The 20,010-nt window shown below is 74.6% G+C and carries 19 protein-coding genes; 8 read left to right on the plus strand and 11 right to left on the minus strand.

All coding sequences use genetic code 11. The annotated features are described in order from the left end of the window. The 3 genes from M4J07_RS26475 to M4J07_RS26485 all read right to left on the minus strand — a co-directional run. Window positions 1–1,819, minus strand: a 1,819-nt coding sequence (locus M4J07_RS26475; protein WP_255975526.1) for an ATP-binding protein, incomplete at its 3' end; no start/stop codon positions are given. A gap of 287 nt (window positions 1,820–2,106) precedes the next feature. Next, on the minus strand, window positions 2,107–2,748 hold the full coding sequence (locus M4J07_RS26480) for a fasciclin domain-containing protein (RefSeq protein WP_255975527.1): 642 nt from the start codon (window positions 2,746–2,748) through the stop codon (window positions 2,107–2,109). Window positions 2,749–2,874: 126 nt separating this feature from the next. Then, complete coding sequence (locus tag M4J07_RS26485; protein WP_255975528.1) at window positions 2,875–4,470, minus strand: molybdopterin-dependent oxidoreductase; 1,596 nt, start codon at window positions 4,468–4,470, stop codon at window positions 2,875–2,877. Window positions 4,471–4,627: 157 nt separating this feature from the next. Here M4J07_RS26485 and M4J07_RS26490 point away from each other — a divergent pair, with 157 nt between their 5' ends. Genes M4J07_RS26490 through M4J07_RS26505 form a run of 4 tightly spaced genes read left to right on the plus strand, consistent with a single transcriptional unit; the run spans window position 4,628 to window position 8,752 of the window. Then, entirely contained in the window at window positions 4,628–5,920 is a 1,293-nt protein-coding gene (locus tag M4J07_RS26490; RefSeq protein ID WP_255975529.1) for an NAD(P)/FAD-dependent oxidoreductase, read from the plus strand. Continuing rightward, window positions 5,917–6,660, plus strand: a complete 744-nt coding sequence (locus tag M4J07_RS26495) for a DUF1365 domain-containing protein (protein WP_255975530.1) — start codon at window positions 5,917–5,919, stop codon at window positions 6,658–6,660. Before M4J07_RS26490 ends, M4J07_RS26495 begins: the two co-directional genes overlap by 4 nt. Beyond that, window positions 6,657–7,937 (plus strand): SAM-dependent methyltransferase, encoded by a 1,281-nt coding sequence (locus M4J07_RS26500; RefSeq protein ID WP_255975531.1) that lies wholly within the window; start codon window positions 6,657–6,659, stop codon window positions 7,935–7,937. Before M4J07_RS26495 ends, M4J07_RS26500 begins: the two co-directional genes overlap by 4 nt. Further along, window positions 7,934–8,752 carry a DUF1295 domain-containing protein gene (locus M4J07_RS26505; RefSeq protein ID WP_255975532.1) on the plus strand — a complete coding sequence of 273 codons (819 nt, stop codon included), beginning with the start codon at window positions 7,934–7,936 and terminating at the stop codon, window positions 8,750–8,752. Before M4J07_RS26500 ends, M4J07_RS26505 begins: the two co-directional genes overlap by 4 nt. An 18-nt stretch (window positions 8,753–8,770) precedes the next feature. On the opposite strand, the gene M4J07_RS26510 is transcribed toward M4J07_RS26505, so the two are convergent. The 4 genes from M4J07_RS26510 to M4J07_RS26525 form a co-directional block, all read right to left on the minus strand. Further along, window positions 8,771–9,523: an anti-sigma factor gene (locus M4J07_RS26510; protein WP_255975533.1), complete on the minus strand. Its 753-nt coding sequence runs from the start codon at window positions 9,521–9,523 to the stop codon at window positions 8,771–8,773. Beyond that, window positions 9,520–10,104, minus strand: a complete 585-nt coding sequence (sigK, locus tag M4J07_RS26515; RefSeq protein ID WP_255975534.1) for an ECF RNA polymerase sigma factor SigK — start codon at window positions 10,102–10,104, stop codon at window positions 9,520–9,522. The genes M4J07_RS26510 and sigK overlap by 4 nt, the downstream gene beginning before the upstream one ends. A 126-nt stretch (window positions 10,105–10,230) precedes the next feature. Continuing rightward, a complete protein-coding gene (locus M4J07_RS26520) occupies window positions 10,231–11,718 on the minus strand; it encodes an SDR family oxidoreductase (protein ID WP_255975555.1) in 1,488 nt (495 codons plus the stop codon). A gap of 210 nt (window positions 11,719–11,928) precedes the next feature. After that, entirely contained in the window at window positions 11,929–13,890 is a 1,962-nt protein-coding gene (locus M4J07_RS26525) for a hypothetical protein (RefSeq protein ID WP_255975535.1), read from the minus strand. Between the two features lie 186 nt (window positions 13,891–14,076). Here M4J07_RS26525 and M4J07_RS26530 point away from each other — a divergent pair, with 186 nt between their 5' ends. Together M4J07_RS26530 and M4J07_RS26535 are read left to right on the plus strand one after the other, a co-directional pair. Beyond that, window positions 14,077–14,703 carry a TetR/AcrR family transcriptional regulator gene (locus M4J07_RS26530; RefSeq protein ID WP_255975536.1) on the plus strand — a complete coding sequence of 209 codons (627 nt, stop codon included), beginning with the start codon at window positions 14,077–14,079 and terminating at the stop codon, window positions 14,701–14,703. Beyond that, window positions 14,700–15,941 carry an NADH:flavin oxidoreductase gene (locus M4J07_RS26535; protein ID WP_308284775.1) on the plus strand — a complete coding sequence of 414 codons (1,242 nt, stop codon included), beginning with the start codon at window positions 14,700–14,702 and terminating at the stop codon, window positions 15,939–15,941. Before M4J07_RS26530 ends, M4J07_RS26535 begins: the two co-directional genes overlap by 4 nt. Window positions 15,942–15,962: 21 nt before the next feature. Here the strand turns inward: M4J07_RS26535 and M4J07_RS26540 are convergent, their stop codons facing one another. Together M4J07_RS26540 and M4J07_RS26545 are read right to left on the minus strand one after the other, a co-directional pair. Next, the gene (locus tag M4J07_RS26540) at window positions 15,963–16,646 is read right to left on the minus strand and encodes a helix-turn-helix domain-containing protein (RefSeq protein ID WP_255975537.1); all 684 of its coding nucleotides are present in this window, start codon (window positions 16,644–16,646) and stop codon (window positions 15,963–15,965) included. Window positions 16,647–16,665: 19 nt separating this feature from the next. Further along, the gene (locus M4J07_RS26545) at window positions 16,666–17,118 is read right to left on the minus strand and encodes a hypothetical protein (protein WP_255975538.1); all 453 of its coding nucleotides are present in this window, start codon (window positions 17,116–17,118) and stop codon (window positions 16,666–16,668) included. A gap of 96 nt (window positions 17,119–17,214) precedes the next feature. Between M4J07_RS26545 and M4J07_RS26550 the strand changes: the two genes are divergently transcribed. Continuing rightward, window positions 17,215–18,060, plus strand: a complete 846-nt coding sequence (locus tag M4J07_RS26550) for a PP2C family protein-serine/threonine phosphatase (protein WP_255975539.1) — start codon at window positions 17,215–17,217, stop codon at window positions 18,058–18,060. Between the two features lie 71 nt (window positions 18,061–18,131). Next, on the plus strand, window positions 18,132–19,169 hold the full coding sequence (locus tag M4J07_RS26555; RefSeq protein WP_255975540.1) for an MASE1 domain-containing protein: 1,038 nt from the start codon (window positions 18,132–18,134) through the stop codon (window positions 19,167–19,169). Between the two features lie 12 nt (window positions 19,170–19,181). On the opposite strand, the gene M4J07_RS26560 is transcribed toward M4J07_RS26555, so the two are convergent. Together M4J07_RS26560 and M4J07_RS26565 are read right to left on the minus strand one after the other, a co-directional pair. Further along, the gene (locus tag M4J07_RS26560; protein WP_255975541.1) at window positions 19,182–19,625 is read right to left on the minus strand and encodes a Fur family transcriptional regulator; all 444 of its coding nucleotides are present in this window, start codon (window positions 19,623–19,625) and stop codon (window positions 19,182–19,184) included. 26 nt (window positions 19,626–19,651) lie between these two features. After that, entirely contained in the window at window positions 19,652–19,861 is a 210-nt protein-coding gene (locus tag M4J07_RS26565; RefSeq protein ID WP_255975542.1) for a DUF2180 family protein, read from the minus strand. Window positions 19,862–20,010: the final 149 nt, after the last annotated feature.

Consider the following 20,010-nt stretch of genomic DNA (forward strand, 5'->3'; position numbering starts at 1 on the left):
GTTCGTGGATGAGGCCGCGGGCGAGGGCGATGCCGACCGGCGCGTCGAGGGCGACGGCGTCCGCGAGGACCCGGTGCGCCCGGCGCCACGCCTTGGACTTGCGGCCCTGCACGTGGTCCAGGAACGCCAGGGCGTACCCGGTCGTGCAGCGCACCCAGAGGTCGTCGCGCGCCGACGGGTGGCTCAGGGCCCTGCGCAGGCCGGCCCGGGCGCGGCCGGGTGAGGTGCGGGCCTCGTTGCAGGCGAGAACGGCCTGGCTGACGGCGGCCGGCGGTCCGTACACCGGCCGCTCGGGGGAGAGCAGGACGGCTTCCTGGAGGTGGTTGACGGCCCGGTCCCGGTCGCCGCAGAACGCCGCGTGGACGGCGAGGGCGTCCGAGATCTGGCCGAGCAGGCCCAGGTCGTTCCCGGCCAGCGCCGCGTCGGCGGCGTCGCCCAGCAGCAGCGGCGCCTCGGGGCGGCCCAGCCGCGCGGCGAGCCATCCGGCCAGCCACAGGGCGACCGCGGGTACCGGCACCTCTTCCCGGCGTGCGGCCCGCAGCAGGCTCCGTACGGTGGTGTAGCCCTCGGCGGCGCGGCCGCAGACGCCCCACCAGAACCACAGGTCGACCATCAGGCCCAGCGCGTCGGCGGTGCGCCCCGGGTGGGCGGTGCTGCGGGCGAGCGCGGCCGCGATGTCCGGGGCGGCGGCGCGCAGTTGGTCGAGGGCCAGGGGCTGGTGGCCGTGCCGCCACAGGTCGGCGGCCTCGTCGGCGGCCAGGCACTGCCAGGTGAAGTGGCGGTCCGCGGCGGCCGGCCACTCGGCGGCCGCGCGCAGGACGGCGTTGCCGACGCTGCGGGAGGCGGCGGGCATGCGGTAGCGGGCGGGGACGACGCCGCCCGGGTCGTCGACGACGTCGAGGACGGTCGCGGCCGCCAGCCGGGACAACGCGGCGGGCACCAGGTCCGCCGGCAGGTCGGGGCCCTGGCACACGAACGTGGCGGCTGCCTCGTCGAAATCCCCGGTGAACAGGCTCGCCCTGGCCCACACGACGCGCTCGCGGCGGTCCAGCAGCGGGTAGGTGGCACCGGCCGCCGCGTGCAGAGAGCGGTGCCGGTGGGGGCCGGTGTGCCGGTCGTCGCTGAGCCAGCCGTCGCCGCCCGCCAGCAGGTCGCTCAGTTCCCCGAGCGACCGTCCCCGCGCCTGGCGGGCGGCGAGTTCGAGTGCCAGGGGCGTGCGTCCGGTGCGCCGGCACACGTCGACGACGAGCTCCGCGTCGCCGGGATCGAGGGCGGTGGCGGTGCGTCGGTCGAGGCGGCTGCGGAACAGGCGTACGGCGGGACCGGGGGAGCGCCCGTCGGCCGCGTGCAGGGCCAACGGGCCCAGGCGCACGACGCGTTCGGCCCCGAGGCCCAACGGCTGCCGGGACGTCACCAGCACGCGCAGGCCGGGGCACTGTGCGACGAGGCGCTGCACCATGTCGATGCACTCCTCGCGCACCGGATCGGCGTCGTCGAGCAGCAACAACATGCGCTCCGCGTGGTCCGGCGCGTCGGTGCCGACGGGGGCGTGGTGGGCGAGCACCGCCTGCGCGATGGCGCGGACGCCGTGCGCCGTCGGTGCGGCGGAGTCCCACCAGCGGACCCGGACGACCTCGGCGTCGAAGCGTTCGGCCGCTTCGGCGGCCAGTGCGCTCTTGCCCGCTCCGGCCGGCCCGGCGAGCGTCACCAGACTGTGCGAGCGCAGCAGTCGGCGGACCCGGCGCAGCTCCTCGTCCCGTCCCACCAGCCTGCTGGGCGCCTCGTCCTGCGCCGCCCGGGGGCCGGGGAGCCTGCCCATCAGCCGATCCGTCACTGTCCTGCTCGCCTCGCATCACCGTCGCCGCCGGGTCCCGCTGTGGGAGCCGGCCCGGCCATGGTCGGTGCCGGAACGTTCCTGCAGAGGGAAGAACCACGAAATCAAACGGCAGAGGCGCCGCCGTGGTAACGGTTCGCGGGCGACCGGCAGGGCGGCCGCTGCGGCGGCGGGCCGGGCCGCGGCCACCGTCAGCCGTCAACTCCCGCTCGCCGACAGGGTGGTTCGGCGACCGGGGCGATGACGGCCGACAGGACGGTGAACGCGTGCCGTCAGCTCTTCGGCATGAGGACGGTGTCGATGATGTAGACGTTGGCGTTGGCGGTCCTCACGTTGCCGCAGACCACCTTGGCCGTGTCGTTGACCTTGTAGGACTCACCCGAGCCCGAGGTGGTGAGCTTCGACTTCTCCAGGGTCTCGAAGGAGCCGTTCCCCAGGTCCGCGGGCGCCAGCTTCTGACCCACGACGTGGTAGGTCAGGATCTTGGTGAGCTGGGCCTTGTCGTTGAGGACCTTGTCCAGGTCCGCCTTCGGGATCTTGGCGAACGCGTCGTTGGTGGGCGCGAACACCGTGATGTTCTCGGCGTTGTTGAGGGTGTCGACGAGCCCGGCCTTCTTGACGGCCGTCACCAGCGTGGACAGCGCGGGATTGTTCGAGGCGGCCGTGGCCACGGGGTCCTTGGCCATGCCGTCGAAGGAACCCGCGCCGTCCTTGGGCACGGACGAACAGGCCGGGCCGAAGGGCTCGTTCATGCCGCCGGACGGACTGCCCGTGTCCGACGGCTCGGCGGAGGCGGCGGTCGCGGTGCCGGACGCCTTGTCCTTGGAGTCGCTGTCCGAGCAGGCCGTCAGGGTCAGCGGCAGCACGGCGCTGACGGTGACGGCGATGGCGTAGCGACGGATTCGGGTCTGCATGACAACTCCTCGACGAGGGCGTTGACGAAGGCGTCTGCCTTGCGTCACGGGGAATCCGGAACTGATCCCTACGCGGATTGGTGCGTCGCCCGGACGAGTGACGTCCGGCCCGGGAAGGCGGCACGGTCAGTCGACGGTGACGACGACGGAGTGCCATCCGGAGGCGCCGTCGGGGATGGTGGGGGCGCGCTCCTCGGTCTGCGTCTCACCGGTCCCGTCGGTGGCCCGTACGGTCAGCGTGTGTCCGCCCTTGCGGGCCTGCCAGGCGTACGACCACTGGCGCCAGGTGTCCGCCGTGTCCTCGGCGGCGAGGCGCGCCTCCTGCCACGGTCCGTCGTCGACGCGGACCTCGACCTTGTCGATGCCGCGGTGCTGCGCCCAGGCGACCCCGGCGACCATGACGGTGCCGGCCCCGGGGCGGGCGAACGGCTTCGGGGTGTCGATCCGCGACGCCGTCTTGACCGGCGCGCGCCGCGCCCAGTCGCGCTTGACCCAGTACGGGTCGTAGGCGTCGTACGTGGTCAGTTCGATGTCCTCGATCCACTTGCAGGCGGACACGTACCCGTACAGGCCGGGCACCACCATCCGGACGGGAAAGCCGTGCTCGAACGGCAGCGGCTGCCCGTTCATCCCGACGGCGAGCAGCGCGTCGCGGCCGTCCATCACGTCCTCGACGGGGCTGCCGAGGGTCATGCCGTCCACGGACCGCGCGACCAACTGGTCGGCCGGGCCGCCGCGCGACGGCGGCCGCACCCCGCACCGCTCCAGCAGGTCGGCCAGGCGGACGCCGGTCCAGCGCGCGTTGCCCGCGTACGGGCCGCCCACCTCGTTCGAGACGCAGGTCAGCGTGATGTCACGCTCGACGAGCGGCATCCGCAGCAGCGCGTCGAAGGACAGGGTCAACTCGTCGGTGACGCCCGTGCCGTGGATCCGCAGCCGCCACGAGCCGGCGTCGACCTTCGGCACGGTCAGGGCGGTGTCGACCCGGTAGAAGTCGTCGTTCGGGGTGATGAACGGGCTGATGCCGCCGATCCGCAGCGCGGCGCCGCGCGGCACGGGCGCCGCCTTCGACGCGGCCGCGGGCAGCACGACGCCCCGGCGCGAGGCGACCGCGCGCTGCCCACGGGAGCCGGCGAGCGCCCGGCCGGCGAACGCCGCTCCGGTCGACGCGGCGGCGGCCGCCCCGGCGACGACGAGGAAACCCCGCCGGTCCCAGCCCGTGCCGCCCTCCTCGGCGCCGTCCGCGAGCGCCCCGTCGGCCCGGCCGACGCGCCCCGTCAGCCCGTACAGCAGCCCGGCACCGGCCAGGGCGCCGACGACGGACGGCAGCGCGTCGGTGAAGCCCGTCGAATCGGGCCGGCCCAGCGCCGCCAGCGCGCCGACGGCACCGAAGCACAGGACCCCGAGGGAGCCGGCCCGCAGCCATCGGGTCGCCGCCACGCCCAGCGCCATGGCCAGCACGGCCAGGACCGCGAGGATGCCGAGCTGCAGCACGAGCTTGTCGTGCGTGCCGAACTGGCGGATCGCCCAGTCCTTGACCGCGGCCGGGGTCCGGTCGATCGTCGCGCCGCCGACCGCGACGAGCGGACCTGCCTCGGGCCTGACCGCGGCGGAGACCAGTTCGGCGACGGCCAGCGCCGCGTACCCGGCCAGCACGCCGCTCAGCGCGCCCACCGTCCGCCGTTCGATGCCGCGCAGCGGCCGTTGCGTTGCGTCGTCCATGGTCAGGAATCCGTCGTCGGGACCCGCTCGGATTGGTCGGTTCACACCCACGGACCAACGGGCCGGACCGGTTGACGGCCAACCGGAGCAATCCGTGCCGCCGTCCGCTCCGGATCACAGGTGAGAGGCCCGAACGGGGCCGGGCGGAAGGAGCACGATGCCCGACGGCACGGGGCGGCGCATCGCCGTCGTCGGCAGCGGCGTGGCAGGGCTGACGGCGGCGCACGTGCTCGGCCGGCCCCACCGGGTGAGCCTGTACGAGGCCGACGACCGGCTGGGCGGACACGCGCACACCCACGACGTGGTCGCGGCCGACGACCGGCTGCACCGCGTCGACACCGGGTTCATCGTGCACAACCGCCGGACGTACCCGAACCTGCTGCGCCTCTTCTCCGAACTCGACGTCGCCACACAGGAGTCGGAGATGAGCATGTCCGTGCGCTGCGAGGGCTGCGGCCTGGAGTACGCGGGGGCCAAGGGACCGCGCGGCCTGTTCGCCCGGCCGCGCTCCGCGCTGCGGCCCCGGTACCTGCGGATGCTCGCCGAGGTCCCGCGCTTCCACCGGGCGGCCCGCAGGGTCCTGCGGTCACCGGACGCGCAGACCGGAGCCGACGGCCGACTCCCCGTCACCCTGGGGGAGTTCCTCGCCCGGGAGCGGTTCTCGCCCTACTTCGCCGCCCACTTCGTGACGCCGCTCGTCTCCGCGGTCTGGTCCTGCGACGCCCGGACGGCGCACCGGTATCCGGCCGCCCACCTGTTCCGGTTCCTCGACCACCACGGGATGCTCGCGGTGACCGGGTCCCCGGCGTGGCGCACCGTGACGGGCGGCTCCCGCACCTATGTGGACCGGGTCGCCAAGAACCTCGACGCCGTGCACACCGCCGACCCCGTCCGCACGGTGCGCCGGCACGCGACGGGCGCGGACGTCACCACCGACCGGCTGGGGACCCTGACCTACGACGCCGTGGTCATCGCGGTCCACCCCGACCAGGCACTGCGCCTGCTCGCCGACGCGGACGCCCGCGAACGCGCGGTCCTGGGGGCGTTCCGCTACTCCCGCAACGCGACCCTCCTGCACACCGACTCCGGTGTGCTGCCGCGCAGTCCGGGCGCACGGGCCTCCTGGAACTACCTGATGCCGTCGTGCGACACCGACGCCGCGGCCGTGCGGGTCAGCTACGACATGACCCGGCTGCAACGCCTCCCCGGCCCGCAACGGTTCCTCGTCACCCTCAACGGCGAGGACCGCGTCGACCCGTCGCGCGTGCTGGCCCGCATGGAGTACGAGCATCCCGTCTTCACGCCCGAGTCCGTCGTCGCGCAGCGCCGGCTGCCCGAACTCAGCGGCCCCGTCACGGCGTTCGCCGGCGCCTACCACGGGTGGGGCTTCCACGAGGACGGCTGCCGCTCCGGCGCCGCGGCGGCCGCCGCGCTGGGGGTGCCCTGGTGAACCCCATCCCCACGACCCCCGCGCTCTACCCCTGCACCGTCGCCCACGTCCGCACCGGCCCGGTCCGCCACACGCTGCGCCACCGCACCTACCTGTGGCTCATCGACATCGACCGGCCGCCCCGCGTCCCGTACCCGCTGCGTGGGTTCGCCCGCTTCGACGCCCGCGACCACCTCGGCGGCGACGGCACCACACTGCGCGCCCGGCTCACCGCGTTCCTGACCGCGCAGGGCATCGGCCTCGACCCGGCGGAGCGCGTGGTGATGCTTGCCCACGCGCGCGTGCTGGGCCACGTCTTCAACCCGCTGACCGTCTACTGGTGCCTCGCCCCCGACGGCACCCCGCGCTGCGCGGTCGCCGAGGTCCACAACACCCACGGCGAGCGCCACTGCTACGTCCTGCACCCGGACCGCACGGGCGCGGCGCGGGCGGACAAGGAGTTCTACGTCTCGCCGTTCTTCCCGATGGCGGGCCACTACCGGATGCGCCTGCCCGTGCCGGACGGGACGCTGCGCCTGACGGTGCGTCTGGAGGCCGCCGGCACCCCGCCCTTCACCGCGACCGTACGGGGAGTGCGGCGGCCCGCGACCCCGTTCGGTGTCGCCCGCACCGTGCTGCGTCGGCCGCTGTCCACGTACGCCGTGTCCGCGGGCATCCGGCTGCACGGCATCCGTCTCCTGCTCCGGGGCCTGCGCCCGCTGCCGCGCCCCGGCCACCACCCCCAGAAAGGCATGCGATGAGACTCACCTCGACCGCGGAGCGGCCCCTGCCCCGCGCCGACGTGGACCCGGAGCGATGGCCCGACGTGGCGGCGCTGCCCGGAGCCTCTGGTGTCCGTACGGCCGTGGCGCGTCGGGTCGTCGACTCCGCCCTCGACCGGCTGCCGCTGCGCGTGCGGCTCGGCGGCCGGGGAACGCTGGGCCTGGGCGGCCCCGAGCTCGTCGTGCACGACCCGGACGCCTTCCATCGCCGCATCGGAGCCCAGGGCCTCATCGGGTTCGGCGAGTCGTACCAGGCCGGGGAGTGGGACGCCGACGACCTGGTCGGCGTGCTCACCGTCCTCGCCGCGCACGCGGCCACCCTCGTCCCCGCGCCCCTGCAACGGCTGCGGGACCTGTGGGCCCAGCGCCGGCCCCCGGCCCAGCGCAACACCGTGGCCGGGGCGCGGGCGAACATCAGCCGCCACTACGACCTGTCCAACGACCTGTTCGCGCTCTTCCTCGACGACACGCTGACGTACTCCGCGGCCCTCTTCCAGGGCTTTCCCGCCTCGTGGTCCGGGCTGGCCGAGGCCCAGCGGCGCAAGGTCGACCGGCTGCTCGACCTGGCCGCCGTCGGACCGGGCACCCGGGTCCTGGAGATCGGCACCGGGTGGGGCGAACTGGCCCTGCGCGCCGCGGCCCGCGGCGCCCACGTCACCTCCCTGACGCTCTCCGCCGCCCAGCGGGACCTCGCCCTCGCCCGGGTCAGGGAAGCCGGGCACGAGGACCGCGTCGACATCCGGCTGTGCGACTACCGGGAGAGCGAGGGCACCTACGACGCCGTGCTCAGCGTCGAGATGGTCGAGGCGGTCGGCGAGGAGTACTGGATCGGCTACTTCCGCACCCTCGACGACCGGCTCGCCCGCGGCGGCCGCGCGGCCGTGCAGGCCATCACCATGCCGCACGACCGGATGCTGGCCTCGCGGCACACGTACACCTGGATCCAGAAGTACGTCTTTCCCGGCGGGCAGCTGCCCTCCGTCGACGTCATCGAGCGCGTCACCGGCGAGCACACAAGGCTGCGCACGGCCCGCAGGGACGGCTTTGCGCCGCACTACGCGGAGACGCTGCGGCTCTGGCGCGAGCGCTTCACCGAGCGGGCGGACGAGGTGGCCGCGCTCGGCTTCGACGCGACGTTCCGCCGCATGTGGACGCTCTACCTCGCGTACTCCGAGGCCGGGTTCCGCTCCGGCTACCTGGACGTCCAGCAGTACCTGTTCACGAAGGAGCCCGCCGGGCCGGGGACCGCGTCATGAACGGCTTCCCGTGGGCGGCCCTCGCCCTGAACGCCGCCGTGTCGGCCGGCGCCGTCCTGGTCGTGGTCCTGGCCGCGTTCGCCGTCGGGGTCCGCACGGGCCGACACCGCGGCGTCGACGTGGCCTGGGGGATCGGGTTCGCCGCCGTGGCCGGCGCGACGTACGGCATGTCCGCCGGGCACGGCGACGCCGCGCGCAGGGTCCTCGTCCTGGTGCTCACCGCGGTCTGGGGGCTGCGGCTCGCCCTGCACATCGCGTGGCGCTCCCGCGGCCACGGAGAGGACCCCCGCTACGAACGGATGCTGGCCAAGGCACCGGGCCGCCGGGACCTCTACGCGCTGCGGATGGTGTACCTCCTCCAGGGCGCGCTGATCCTGCTGGTGTCCCTGCCGGTCCAGATCGCCTCGTACGCGCCCTCGGAACCGTCCCTCCTCGCAGTCATCGGGACGGTCGTGTGGGGCGTCGGTCTCTGCTTCGAGGCCGTCGGGGACCACCAGCTCGCCCGCTTCAGGGCTGACCCCGCGCACCGCGGGCAGATCATGGACCGGGGCCTGTGGAGCTGGACCCGGCACCCGAACTACTTCGGGGACTTCTGCGTGTGGTGGGGTCTGTTCCTCGTCGCCTGCGAGGCCGGACCGTGGCCGGCTCTCCTGGCCGCGCTCTCCCCGCTGACCATGAGCTTCCTGCTGTTGAACGGGAGCGGGAAGCCGCTGCTGGAGCGGCACATGGCGGACCGGCCCGGATACGCCGCGTACGCCGCCCGCACCAGCGGCTTCTTCCCGCGCCCGCCCCGACGCGACCGCCCGCCCCGCTGAGAGCGGGGCGGGGACCGGTCAGGCGGGCAGCCGCATCAGCGCCACCGGCGCCGACGTCGGGTGCGCCGACCCGCCCGCCGGCTCGACCGTGATGCCCATGCCGGACGCGTCGCCCACCGCGCCCTCCAGGAGAACGGTCTGCGCCGTGCGGTGCGGGTCCATCAGCCCGGCGGGACGCATCGTGCCGTCCTCGTCGAACCACAGCTGGTAGACCTTGCCGCTCGGCGGCTCCGCCATCGAAGCGGCCACGAACACGGCCCGGTCCCGGCTCTCGGAGACGACGACGGTGCCGCTCGCCCCGCCCGCGAGCCGGGCGGTGCGCGCCTTGGCGTCCGGGGCCGCGAGGACATCGGCCACCTGGTCCGTGGCCTCCTGCGCCCGGCGGGCCTCCTGCCGGGCGTCCCGCGCCTCCACGTACTGCCACACCGTGGTCGCGCCGAGCCCGGCCACCGCCGCGACACAAGCGGCCAGCACCCACCGCTGCACCCGCCGCGCGCGCCGGGGCGCTCCGGCCCCTGCCGCGTCCGACGACGTGCTCGGCGGCGCCTGGCGCACGCTGTCGATCCGGCGCAGCACCGACTCCTTGAAGCCGTCCGGCGGCACCACCGTCAGGGCGAGCCCGAGCCGGGCCGCCGTGGCGGACAGCTCGCGCACCTCCTGCGCACAGGCCTCGCACGCGGCGAGGTGGCGCTCGAACTCGGCCTGCTCGGCGGGCCCGAGCGCGTGCAGGGCGTACGCCCCGGTCAGGGTGTGCAGATCCACGGCGGTCATGCGCCGACCCCCAGACAGTCCCGGAGCCGGATCAGACCGTCACGCAGCCGCGTCTTGATCGTGCCCAGCGGCACCGACAGCAGCTCGGCGACCTCGCTGTAGGTCAGACCGCGGTAGTAGGCCAACGAGACGGACTGCCGCTGCAGTTCGGTGAGCGTACGCAGACAGCGGCGCAGCTGTTCGCGTTCGAGACGGGTCTCCACTTCCTCGGTCACCTCGTCGAACTCCGGGGTCCGGGCCAGGAGCGCGGCCCGGTGGTCCCGTGCCGCGGCGGCCTCCACCGAGCGGACCCGGTCGATCGCGCGCCGGTGGGCGAGCGTGAGCACCCAGTTGATGGCCGTGCCGCGGTCGGTGCGGTACCGGGCCGCGTTGCCCCACACCTCGACGAGCACCTCCTGCGCCACCTCCTCCGACTGCGCCCGGTCCCGCAGGACCCCGCGCACCACGCCCAGGACGGAGCCCGCCACGGCGTCGTACACCGAGGCGAACGCCTCCTTGTCCCCCTTCGCCACATCGGCCATGAGCTCTTCCAGGCTGGGCCCGGCTCCCGGTGCGGGACCGATGCGGACGGCTTCCTTCACGTTCGTGACCTCCAGGCTCTGCGGGCACACCCGGACGGACGGGGGTGCGCGGGTAATACGGAGCCGCGGGCTCCACGGATGGGTCGATCGGCGGATCCGGCCCGCGCGGCAGGGCGGAGGTGCGCGTCACGCGGTCCCGGCGCCGGGGCGAGGGCGCTCGGCGGTGGCCGCGATGTTGCGCGCCATCCCGCCGAACACGACGGTGTGGAACGGCGCCACGCTCCACCAGTACGCCTGTCCCGCCAGGCCCCGTGGATGGAACAGCGCCCGCTGCCGGTAGCGGGACCGGCCCGCGCCGACGGGCTCCACCGACAGTTCGAGCCAGGCGAGTCCGGGCAGCCGCATCTCGGCGCGCAGCCGCAGCAGCCGCCCCGGTTCGATCGCCTCGACGCGCCAGAAGTCGAGCGAGTCGCCCGCCCGGAGGTGGGCAGCGTCGCGCCGGCCGCGGCGCAGCCCCACGCCGCCCATCAGCCGGTCGAGCCCGCCGCGGACGGCCCAGGCGAGCGGGAAGGAGTACCAGCCGTGTTCACCGCCGATCCCCTCCACCACCTCCCACAGCCGCTGCGGCGACGCGTCGACCAGGCGCTCCCGCTCGTCCGTGTACAGGCTGCCGCCCGCCCAGTCGGGGTCCGTGGGCAGCGGATCGCTGGGCGCGCCCGGCACCGCCGCCGACGACCAGCGGGTGGCGACCTGCGCCTCCTGGACGCGGCGCAGGGCGAGGGTGACGGCCTCGTCGAAGCCGATCGGCGTCCCGGGCGGATCGGGCACCCAGTCGGCGATGTCGTGTTCGTGGCAGACCACTTCGTGGCGCAGCGACTCGCACAGCGGGCGGGCGATGGACGCGGGGACGGGGGTGACCAGGCCGACCCAGTGGCTGGACAGCCGGGGGCTGAGCATGGGCACCGTGAGCACCAGCCGCCGGGGGAGCCGGGCGGCGGCCGCGTAGCGGACCATCATGTCCTGGTACGTCAGGACGTCGGGGCCGCCGATGTCGAAGGCGCGGGACACATCGGTCGGCATCGTCGCGCTGCCGACCAGGACGCGGAGCACGTCGCGCACGGCGACCGGCTGGATCCGGGTGCGCACCCAGCTCGGCGTCACCATCACCGGCAGCCGCTCGGTGAGATAGCGCAGCATCTCGAACGACGCGGAACCGGACCCGATGATGACCGCGGCCCGCAGCACCGTCGTCGGGACTCCCGAGGCGAGCAGGATGTGGCCGACCTCCGCGCGGGACCGCAGATGCGGCGAGAGCTCGCGCTCCGGTACGCCCTTGGGGGTGAGGCCGCCGAGGTAGACGATGCGGCGCACGCCGGCCCGCCGGGCCTGCTCGCCGAAGATCGTCGCGGCCTCGCGGTCGGTCCGCTCGAAGCCGTCGCCGGTGCCCAGGGCGTGCACGAGGTAGTACGCGACGTCCACCCCGGCCAGCGCGTCGGCGACCGAGTCGGCATCGGTGACGTCACCGCGGACGATCTCGGTGTCGGCGGCCCAGGGGTGGTCGCGGAGCTTGTCGGGGGAGCGGGCGAGACAGCGCACCCGGTGCCCGGCGGCGAGCAGCTCCGGCACCAGCCGGCCACCGATGTAGCCGGTGGCCCCGGTCACCAGACAGCGCATCCCGTCGTCGACCGCGTCCACGTCCGCTCCCGTGTGTCCGTGTGTTCATGTGCCCGTGAGGGCGTGTGCTTCCACCTTCTGACCTCACTGTTCCTTCCGCACGAGCGGGACGGGCGGATGCAGTGATCACGGATCACACGGGTCGGCCCGCGCACGCGTGGCGTGGCGGGCCGACGGCGGGACGGGGCCTGCCGTCCCGGGGCGAGCGGGTCAGTCCCGTGCGGCACCCACCTCCGCGAGCCGCTCGCCGGTGTCCAGTCGTGCCGTCACCCGCACGGTGCCCTTCTCGGGAGCGGGCACGGCCAGGACGCGGCCCGGCTTCGAGGCGTCGACGGCGCCGTCCGCGGTGATGCGGGTGACCTTCCGGCTGCCGGCGGCGACGAGGTAGTCGTGGCCGTCCGGGGCCCGCCACCGGGTGGCGGCCACGACGTGCTGGCCGAACCGGCTGCAAGCGGCCGTGTTCTCGGCCCGGCCGACGACCCGGGCGGGTGTGGTCGTCGACGCCGCCGGCGTACGCAGCAGCAGCGTCACGTCGCCCGGACCCCGCCAGGAGTCGGCCCGCGCGCACGCCCACACGGCCCGGCCACCGTTCTGTGGCAGGTCCTGCTCGGCGAAGTCCCAGACGTTGACCGCGCGGACCCCGCCGCCGCCCCACGACGGCACCCGGCACGCGGTGCGCGCCCAGGCCAGCAGTGCCTGTGTGCTCGTCGCCTCGCGCGGCTGGCGGGGCGGACGGCCCGCGCCGGGCAGCGGTGTGTACGTGAGGTGGACGGGCGAGAGTCCGCCGAGGTCGGCGACGACGAACGCGTGGTGCTCCACGATGCGCGACGACGACCGCAGCTGGAGGACGGGACGCTTGTCGCAGCCGCCAGGAGGGGCGACGGGCACCGCGTCCGTGACCCCGTCGCGGGACACGTGCAGGGGCCGGGCCGGGGTGTCGGGGCGCAGCAGGTCGCGGACGGTCGACTCGGCGATCCACGGCGCCGTCAGATAGCGGGCGGCGCCGTCGCCGCGGGCGAGCACCACGGTCGCGCCGGACGTGACGTCCGCGTCGTCGGCCCGGGCGATGTCGAGCGACACCTGCCCGGAGCCCTCGTCGGCGGTGTACCGGGCGAGCCGTTCCCCGTCGTGCAACAGCACGACCTGGTGACCGTCGACCTCTCCGGCGAACAGCAGTTGCGGAGTGCGCGGCGGGGCGTCGGTCGCGGTGCCGGGCGACGCCGTCACCCGGACGTCGTCCGAGGGGGCGGCCCAGGTGTCCAGCGCCCGCCCGAGCAGGGCGTCGTCGTGGACCAGCGCTCCCCGCGCGGGCCAGGCGGTGAAGTCGACCCGGGAGGTGTCCGCCCAGGTGTCGGGGGCGGTACGGGCCAGTCGGCCGGGGGAGAGCACGGGGGAAGCGGCGCCGGCGGTGCCGGGCGCGGGGTCCGGCGTCGTCCCGGCGGGGACGAGGAGCGCGGCGGCCACCAGGGCCGCGGCCGCGACACCCGCGGTCCAGGCGGCACGGCGCCGTCGGGCCCGGCGCACCAGGTCGGTCGGCCGTGTCTGCACCGAGCAGGCGTCGAACTCCTGCGAGTGCAGCAGGGCCTGGGCCGCCGGACCCGCCTGCGCGTCGAGGCCGACCGCCTGGCGGAGCACGGCCCCGGCGTCGGCCACCCCGGCCGCGTCCAGCAGCAGGGCGACGCGCTCCCCGTCCAGGCCGTCGACCCGGCGCAGCACGAACGCCGCCCGCGCCGGGGCCGACGCGTCCGCGAGGGCCTGCCCGAGCCGGACCTCGTCCGCGCCCCCGGCCCGCGGGAACAGCCGCAGGCCCCAGACGACGGGAAGCCGGGGCAGCAGGGTGCGCGGTGGCCGCAGGGAGCCGGGCCACCAGGCGGGGCGGTGCGCGGCGGCCAGGGCGGTGCGCACCACCTGCACGCGCAGGGCGTCTGCCCCGGCTCCCGGTGGTCCGTCCGCCCCGCGCGGCCGGGGCACCCGCCCGGTGCGGGCCGCGGGCAGGGCGTGCTGCGCGGCGTGGTGGGCGAGGAGCACGCGCCTGTGCCGGGACAGCGAGGTGGGCAGCGTCAGATAGGCCAGGCGCACGAGAGCGGTGTACTGCTCGACGAGTGCGGCCTCGGTGGTGTCGGCGGCTATCCGGGTGCGGGGCGTCGGCCGGGAGGGGCGGAGAGACGGCACGGGCGGGTCCTTCGCGTCGGTGGCTGGTCGAGCTGTCGCAACGCAAACGACGGCCCGGCGCCGGGGTCACCCGGACGGCCCAACCGGGCGACCGCGGAAGGGCCCGCATCACTCTCCGGAACCGCACCGACGGAACTTTTCCATCACTGATTGAAAAGTGTGGAGGGCGGTGCTCTCATGTGGCGCATGGCCACCGACTCCACCCGGGCGGCACTGCTCGACGCCGCGGAACGGCTCTTCCTCGCGCAGGGCTATGAGCAGGTGTCGGTGCGTGCGGTGAACGCGGCGGCGGGCATGAACCCGGCCGCCGTCCACTACCACTTCGGCACCAAGGAGGACCTGGTCGCCGCCCTGCTGCAACAGCGTCTCGGCCCCCTGTGGGCGGAGCCGCTCGCGGCGGTGGAGCGGAGCGCCCGCGGCGGACGGCCGCCGGGCGTCACGGAGTTGACGGAGGTCCTGGTGCGCCCGCTCGACGAACTGACCCGGCGACCGCACGGCAGGATGCTCGTCCACCTGCTCGCCCGGCTGGTCCTGCGCGGCCGCCGACTGCCCTTCGACGACCGCTGGTTCCGGTTCGAGCCGTGGCGCGACCTGCTGAGTGCGGCCCGGCCCGACCTGTCCCGGCGGGAGATCGCCCATCGCTGGCGCATGGCGTTCGACCTGCTGCTCCAGCTCTACGGCGAACCGCAGGCGGCCACCGCCGAGTTGGGCCGCGTCCCGCGCCCGCCGGCGGCGTCGGTCGTCGCCTTCATCAGCGCGGGCCTCGGCGCCCGCTCCCCGGACGACGACAGCAGAGGAGCTGATCGCTCGTGACCGCAAGCGAACCCCACCCGGAGGACACAGCCAAGGACCCGGCCCCCGACCTGCTGGCCCCCGCCCGGCTCGGCCCGCTCACCCTGCGCAACCGCATCATCAAGGCGGCCACCTTCGAGGGGGTCACGCACAACGCCCTGGTCAGCGACGAGCTGATCGAGTACCACCGCCGCCCCGCCGCAGGCGGCATCGGCATGACGACCGTCGCCTACTGCGCCGTCGCCCCCGAAGGACGTACCGAGCGCCACCAGATCCACATGCGGCCCGAGGCGGTCCCGGGACTGCGCCGCCTCACCGACGCCGTGCACGCCGAGGGCGCTGCGGTCTGCGCCCAGATCGGCCACGCGGGCCCGGTCGCGGACCCCGTCTCGAACCGGCTGCCCGCCCTCGCCCCCAGCCGCTACGTGAGCCGGGCCGGCCTGCGCGTCGTCAGGGCCGCCACCCCGGACGACATCGCCCGCATCACCCGCGCCCACGCGCGGGCGGCCCGCACGGCCGTCGAGTCCGGGTTCGACGCGGTCGAGATCCACCTCGGCCACAACTACTTCGCCAGCTCCTTCCTCAGCCCGCGGCTCAACAAGCGGAAGGACGGCTACGGGGGTTCGCTCGCCAACCGGGCCAAGGTGGCCAGGGGAGTCGCGCGGGCGGTGCGCGACGAGGTCGGCGACGAGATCGCGATCACCGCCAAGCTCAACATGGACGACGGGGTGCCCGGCGGCTTCTGGCTCGACGAGAGCCTGCGGACCGCGGCCTGGCTGGAGGAGGACGGCAGCCTCGACGCCCTGGAGCTGACGGCGGGCAGCTCGCTGCTCAACCCGATGTACCTGTTCCGCGGCGGCGCGCCGGTCCGGGACTTCGCGGCGAACTTCCCCCAGCCGCTGCGCCTCGGCATCCGGCTGGTCGGCGACCGGTTCTTGCGCGCCTACCCGTACCAGGAGGCGTATCTGCTGGACTCCGCCCGCCAGTTCCGGGCCGCGCTCACGATGCCGCTGATCCTGCTCGGCGGGGTCGCCGACCGGGAAACGGCCGAGCGGGCGATGGCCGAGGGTTTCGAGTTCGTCGCGATGGGGCGGGCCGTGCTGCGCGAGCCCGGTCTGGTCGACCGGTTCGCCGCGGACCGGGCCGCCGGGCGGGAGACGCGCTCGCTGTGCATCCACTGCAACCGGTGCATGCCGACGATCTACTCGGGCACGCGCTGCGTCCTGGTGGATCCGGAACCGCTGCGGACGCGCCGCTGAGGACCGTGCCGGGTGGCCGGCTCAGGCGGTGCCGCGGCGGATCCGGCGTCCGGTGATCCGGCGCGGTGTGATCGACACCCACAGGGTGCGGTCGCCGCCGGCCCAGGGCTCGGTGTGGGCCAGACGGTCGAGGGAGCGGGCCGTGTCCGGGTCGGCGACGGTGCGGGCGACACCGACGATGAGCACGCTCCAGCCCTCGCTCAGCGCGTCGTCGACCCGGTCCACCTCGAAGGCGACCTCCTGCCCCGAGGCACCGGTCAGCGCCGAGCCCGGCCGCGTACGGAAGGCGACGCCGCCCTCCGGCGTCACCGTGTAGTTGACCGGAAGCACCACCGGGCCCTGTGGCAGCTGGGCGGCGAGCCGGCCGACGCCGTGCGTGGCCAGCAGCGCGCGGCACTGCTGCTCGGACAACTCCAGGAACTCGGGGTCGCGGGCCTTGTCGGCGGTGCCGGGCGGCCGGGTGTACGTGCCGCCTTGCAGCTCGTCGAGACTGGTGTCCAGGGCGTCGGCCAGCCGGAGCGCGAAGCCGGACCCGGGCTGGGCGGCCTGTCCCTCCACGTACCGGACGTACGCGGCGGAGGCGCCGGTCCGCTCGGCCAGGTCCTCCGGAGTGAGCCCGAGTTCCTGCCGTCGCGTGGCGACCCGGCGCCCGAAGTCGCTGTGCTGGACCGGTGTCGTCTCCGTCGGCTGCCGCGCCTCGGACATCGTCGTCTCCCTCGCTCGGTCACTCCTCTCGGATCGTCCGGTAGCCCGGTGCCGCCCGCAACCTCGTGCCGGGCGGCGGACGGCGCCGCCGGGGCCGGGGTGGCGGCCCGTTCAGGAGCGCGAGGGCGTTGCGTACGGCGACGCGTCCGGCGTGCCGGAACGCACGCGCGTGGGAGTCCACCTCGTGCACGGCCATGGCGCGCAGGACGACGGCCACGGCCACCGGCCCGCCCAGCGCGCTCAGCCCGTCGCGGATGCCGTCGGCGGCCGCGGCGCTGTACGCGGCCAGCTCGTCCGGGCCGACCGAACCGCGAAGGCGCAGCTCGCCGTGCACCTCGAACGCGATGCCCTCCTCCCAGGGCTCGAAGTCCACCGTGATGTCCGCGAAGTCGGACGGGCAGCCGGCCTGGCGCACGTACAGGGCACGGACGTCGCGCAGGGGGTGCGCGGGGAAGGCGGCCTCGTGGTCCATCGGGTCACGGTAGCCCGGCCCCCGGTCCTGACGAGGTGCGCTCGTCGCGGTCTGCGGGCAGAGTGGGGGAAGGTCTCTCGTGGAACGGGGCGATCGATGTTCCGCAGCAGGTCCGCGGAGGACGGTGAGGAGCTGCTGGCCAAGCTCGGCGCGCTGACCGCCCGGGCGCGGGAGCTGGCGGAGACGCAGCGCTCCCGGGTCGAACTGGCCGTGGCGCTGCAGCACGGCATGCTGCCCCGGGACCTGCCCAGCGCTCCGGGCGTCCGGCTGGCCGTGGGCTACATGCCCGCCAACCACGGACTCAACGTCGGCGGCGACTGGTACGACGCCTTCACCATGGCGGACGGCCGCATCGGCCTGTCCATCGGGGACGTGCAGGGGCACAACATCCAGGCAGCGGCCTTCATGGGGCAGGTCCGCGTCGCGCTGCGGGCGCTGGCCTCGGTCACGGGCGATCCCGGAGAACTCCTCGCCCGCACCAACGACCTGCTGGTCTCCCTGGACTCGGACCTCTTCGCCACCTGCACGTTCCTGCGGCTCGATCCGGCCACCGGCACCCTGGAGTGCGCCCGGGCCGGCCACATCCCCCACATCTGGGCCACCGCCGACGGCCGCTCGGGCGTCGACGAGGGGGAGGGCGGGCCCCCGCTCGGCGTGCTGCACGGCGCCATGTACCCCGTCACCTGCCAGCGGCTCACCCTCGGCGGTGTCTTCGTACTGCCGACCGACGGCGTCGTGGAGGGGCCGTCGCTGGACCTCGACGACGGTCTGCGCCAGGTGCGGCGGCTCGCCGAGGTCACCGCCGCCGCGGGCCTGGGCGTCGAGACGCTCGCCGGCGGGGTGATGAAACTGGCGGACTCGGTGGGGCACGAGGACGATGCCGCCGTCCTCGTCGTCGGCCACGACGGCGACACGTCCTGGCGGCGCACACCCGGCTCCTGAGGCGCGGCGGGCGGCCCGGACGCACCCGGGCGGAGGCCTTCGTATGGCCGAGCCGGTCCGGCCGGTGTCTGATGGCTGATGTGGTGGCGACTCGGCGGTCCCGGTGGTCCTTGGAGGTGACCCTCAAGGCGTTGGCCGTCGCCGCCTGCTATTACGTGGCCGGGCGCCTCGGCCTGCTGGGCCAGCTCGTCGTCGAAGGCGTGGTGGTCACGCCCATGTGGCCGCCGACCGGTGTCGCCGTCGCCTCCCTGCTGGTGTTCGGCGTCCGGGTGTGGCCGGGCATCGCACTCGGTTCCCTGCTGGTCATCGCCTCGCTGACCACGCCCCAGATGACCGCGCTGGTCACCGTGGCGGGCAGCACCGCGGCACCGCTGTGTGCCTGTCTGCTGCTGCGCCGGGTGGGTTTCCGGCTGGACATCTCGCGTCTTCGCGACGGGCTCGCGCTGGTCTTCCTCGGCGGGTTCGGCTCGATGCTGATCGGCGCGACGGCGGGTGTCGCGCCGCAGGTGTGGACCGGGGAGCTGGACGCGGGGCAGTTCTGGTCCGTGTGGCTGGCCTGGTGGGTCGGCGACACGATGGGCGTCCTGCTCGTCACTCCGCTGCTGCTCGTGTTGTTCCTCGGGGCGACGGGACGCGTCTCGGCCCGGCGCTGGAAGGAGGCCGTGTGCCTGGGGCTCGCGGCCGTGCTGCTGGTCCCGCTGGCGGTGCTCAGCCCGACGAGCATGCTCTTCCTGGTCTTTCCGCTGCTGATCTGGGCCGCGCTCCGCTTCCAGCTGGCCGGGAGCATGCTGTGCGCGCTGTTCGCGTCGGTGCTCACCACGTTCGCCGCGAACACCCAGCGCGGGGCGTTCCACGATCTGTCCGGCCTGGAAGTGATGGCCAAGCTCCACGTGTTCAACGGTTCCGCCGCGCTGACGGCCCTGCTGCTGTCCTCGATGGTCACCGAACAGCGGGCCACCCGTCGGTCGGTGCAGCGCGCCTGTACGGAACTCGGGGAGGTCCTGGAGCACCTCGCCGCGGGCGACAACCCACTGGAGCTGCCCGGCAGATCCGCGCCCGCCGTCAGCGACGACAGGACGCCGCCGTCGGCACGGGACCGGCCGGTCTGACGACGCTCGGGCTCAGGAGTGCTGTGCGGCGGCCCGGCTCCGGCACGGCCCGCACTGCCCCCACCAGGTGATCTCGGCCTCGTCGACGGTGAAGCCCTTGTCCTGGATGGGGTCCAGGCAGGGCGCGGCGCCGACCGCGCAGTCCACGTCCTCGATCCGGCCGCAGGTGCGGCAGACCAGGTGGTGGTGGTTGTCGCCGACGCGCAGTTCGAAGCGGGCGGGGGAGCCTGCCGGTTCGATGCACCGGATCAGGTGGGCCCGGGTCAGGTCGTCCAGGACGTTGTACAGCCCCTGGCGGGACAGGGTGCCCGAGGCGCCCTCGGCCCCCGCGATGTGCTCCTCCAGGTCGGCCGCGGTCGCGTGCGGCCGTCCCTGCAGCGCGGTCAGGACCGCGCGCCGCTGTGCCGTGCTGCGCAGGCCCGTGCGCCTGAGCAGGTCGCCCGCCGACTGTTCCATGTCGAGCAGTATCTCCTTCGCGTGGATCAGTGGGCGGTCTCGGCCGCGTGGCAGGTGTGGCAGACGACGCGGCGGGCCGTGCGGGGGCCGGTCGTGCGGCTCATGCCGTTGGCCCGCTGGACGTGGACGGCGAGCACCCGGGCGTGGTCGTGGCACGTGGCCAGTCCGCAGCGGGTGCAGATGCCGATGCCGACGGTGTCCGGACGGTTTTCCTGGATGCAGTCGTAGCAAGCCATGTGGGGGGCCTCCGTGGAGAGAGTCGCCAGAGGTGGCAGGCGTCACCGGCTGCACTGATGTTGACCTCGGTGTCTTCCACCGTAGAAGCTAGATTGGACTCAGTCAATTCTGGATATCCGTGGCCTTCAGTGACCGTCACCGGCCGTCG

The organism is Streptomyces longispororuber, assembly GCF_024448165.1.
Taxonomy (GTDB): Bacteria; Actinomycetota; Actinomycetes; order Streptomycetales; family Streptomycetaceae; genus Streptomyces; species Streptomyces longispororuber_A.

Excerpts from the sequence above, each read along its gene's own strand:
- M4J07_RS26480 (WP_255975527.1), bottom strand. The coding sequence starts at position 2,748 with ATGCAGACCCGAATCCGTCGCTACGCCATCGCCGTCACCGTCAGCGCC.
- M4J07_RS26485 (WP_255975528.1), bottom strand. The coding sequence starts at position 4,470 with ATGGACGACGCAACGCAACGGCCGCTGCGCGGCATCGAACGGCGGACG.
- M4J07_RS26490 (WP_255975529.1), top strand. The coding sequence starts at position 4,628 with ATGCCCGACGGCACGGGGCGGCGCATCGCCGTCGTCGGCAGCGGCGTG.
- M4J07_RS26500 (WP_255975531.1), top strand. The coding sequence starts at position 6,657 with ATGAGACTCACCTCGACCGCGGAGCGGCCCCTGCCCCGCGCCGACGTG.
- M4J07_RS26505 (WP_255975532.1), top strand. The coding sequence starts at position 7,934 with ATGAACGGCTTCCCGTGGGCGGCCCTCGCCCTGAACGCCGCCGTGTCG.
- M4J07_RS26510 (WP_255975533.1), bottom strand. The coding sequence starts at position 9,523 with ATGACCGCCGTGGATCTGCACACCCTGACCGGGGCGTACGCCCTGCAC.
- M4J07_RS26520 (WP_255975555.1), bottom strand. The coding sequence starts at position 11,718 with ATGCGCTGTCTGGTGACCGGGGCCACCGGCTACATCGGTGGCCGGCTG.
- M4J07_RS26530 (WP_255975536.1), top strand. The coding sequence starts at position 14,077 with ATGGCCACCGACTCCACCCGGGCGGCACTGCTCGACGCCGCGGAACGG.
- M4J07_RS26540 (WP_255975537.1), bottom strand. The coding sequence starts at position 16,646 with ATGTCCGAGGCGCGGCAGCCGACGGAGACGACACCGGTCCAGCACAGC.
- M4J07_RS26545 (WP_255975538.1), bottom strand. The coding sequence starts at position 17,118 with ATGGACCACGAGGCCGCCTTCCCCGCGCACCCCCTGCGCGACGTCCGT.
- M4J07_RS26550 (WP_255975539.1), top strand. The coding sequence starts at position 17,215 with ATGTTCCGCAGCAGGTCCGCGGAGGACGGTGAGGAGCTGCTGGCCAAG.
- M4J07_RS26555 (WP_255975540.1), top strand. The coding sequence starts at position 18,132 with ATGGCTGATGTGGTGGCGACTCGGCGGTCCCGGTGGTCCTTGGAGGTG.
- M4J07_RS26560 (WP_255975541.1), bottom strand. The coding sequence starts at position 19,625 with ATGGAACAGTCGGCGGGCGACCTGCTCAGGCGCACGGGCCTGCGCAGC.
- M4J07_RS26565 (WP_255975542.1), bottom strand. The coding sequence starts at position 19,861 with ATGGCTTGCTACGACTGCATCCAGGAAAACCGTCCGGACACCGTCGGC.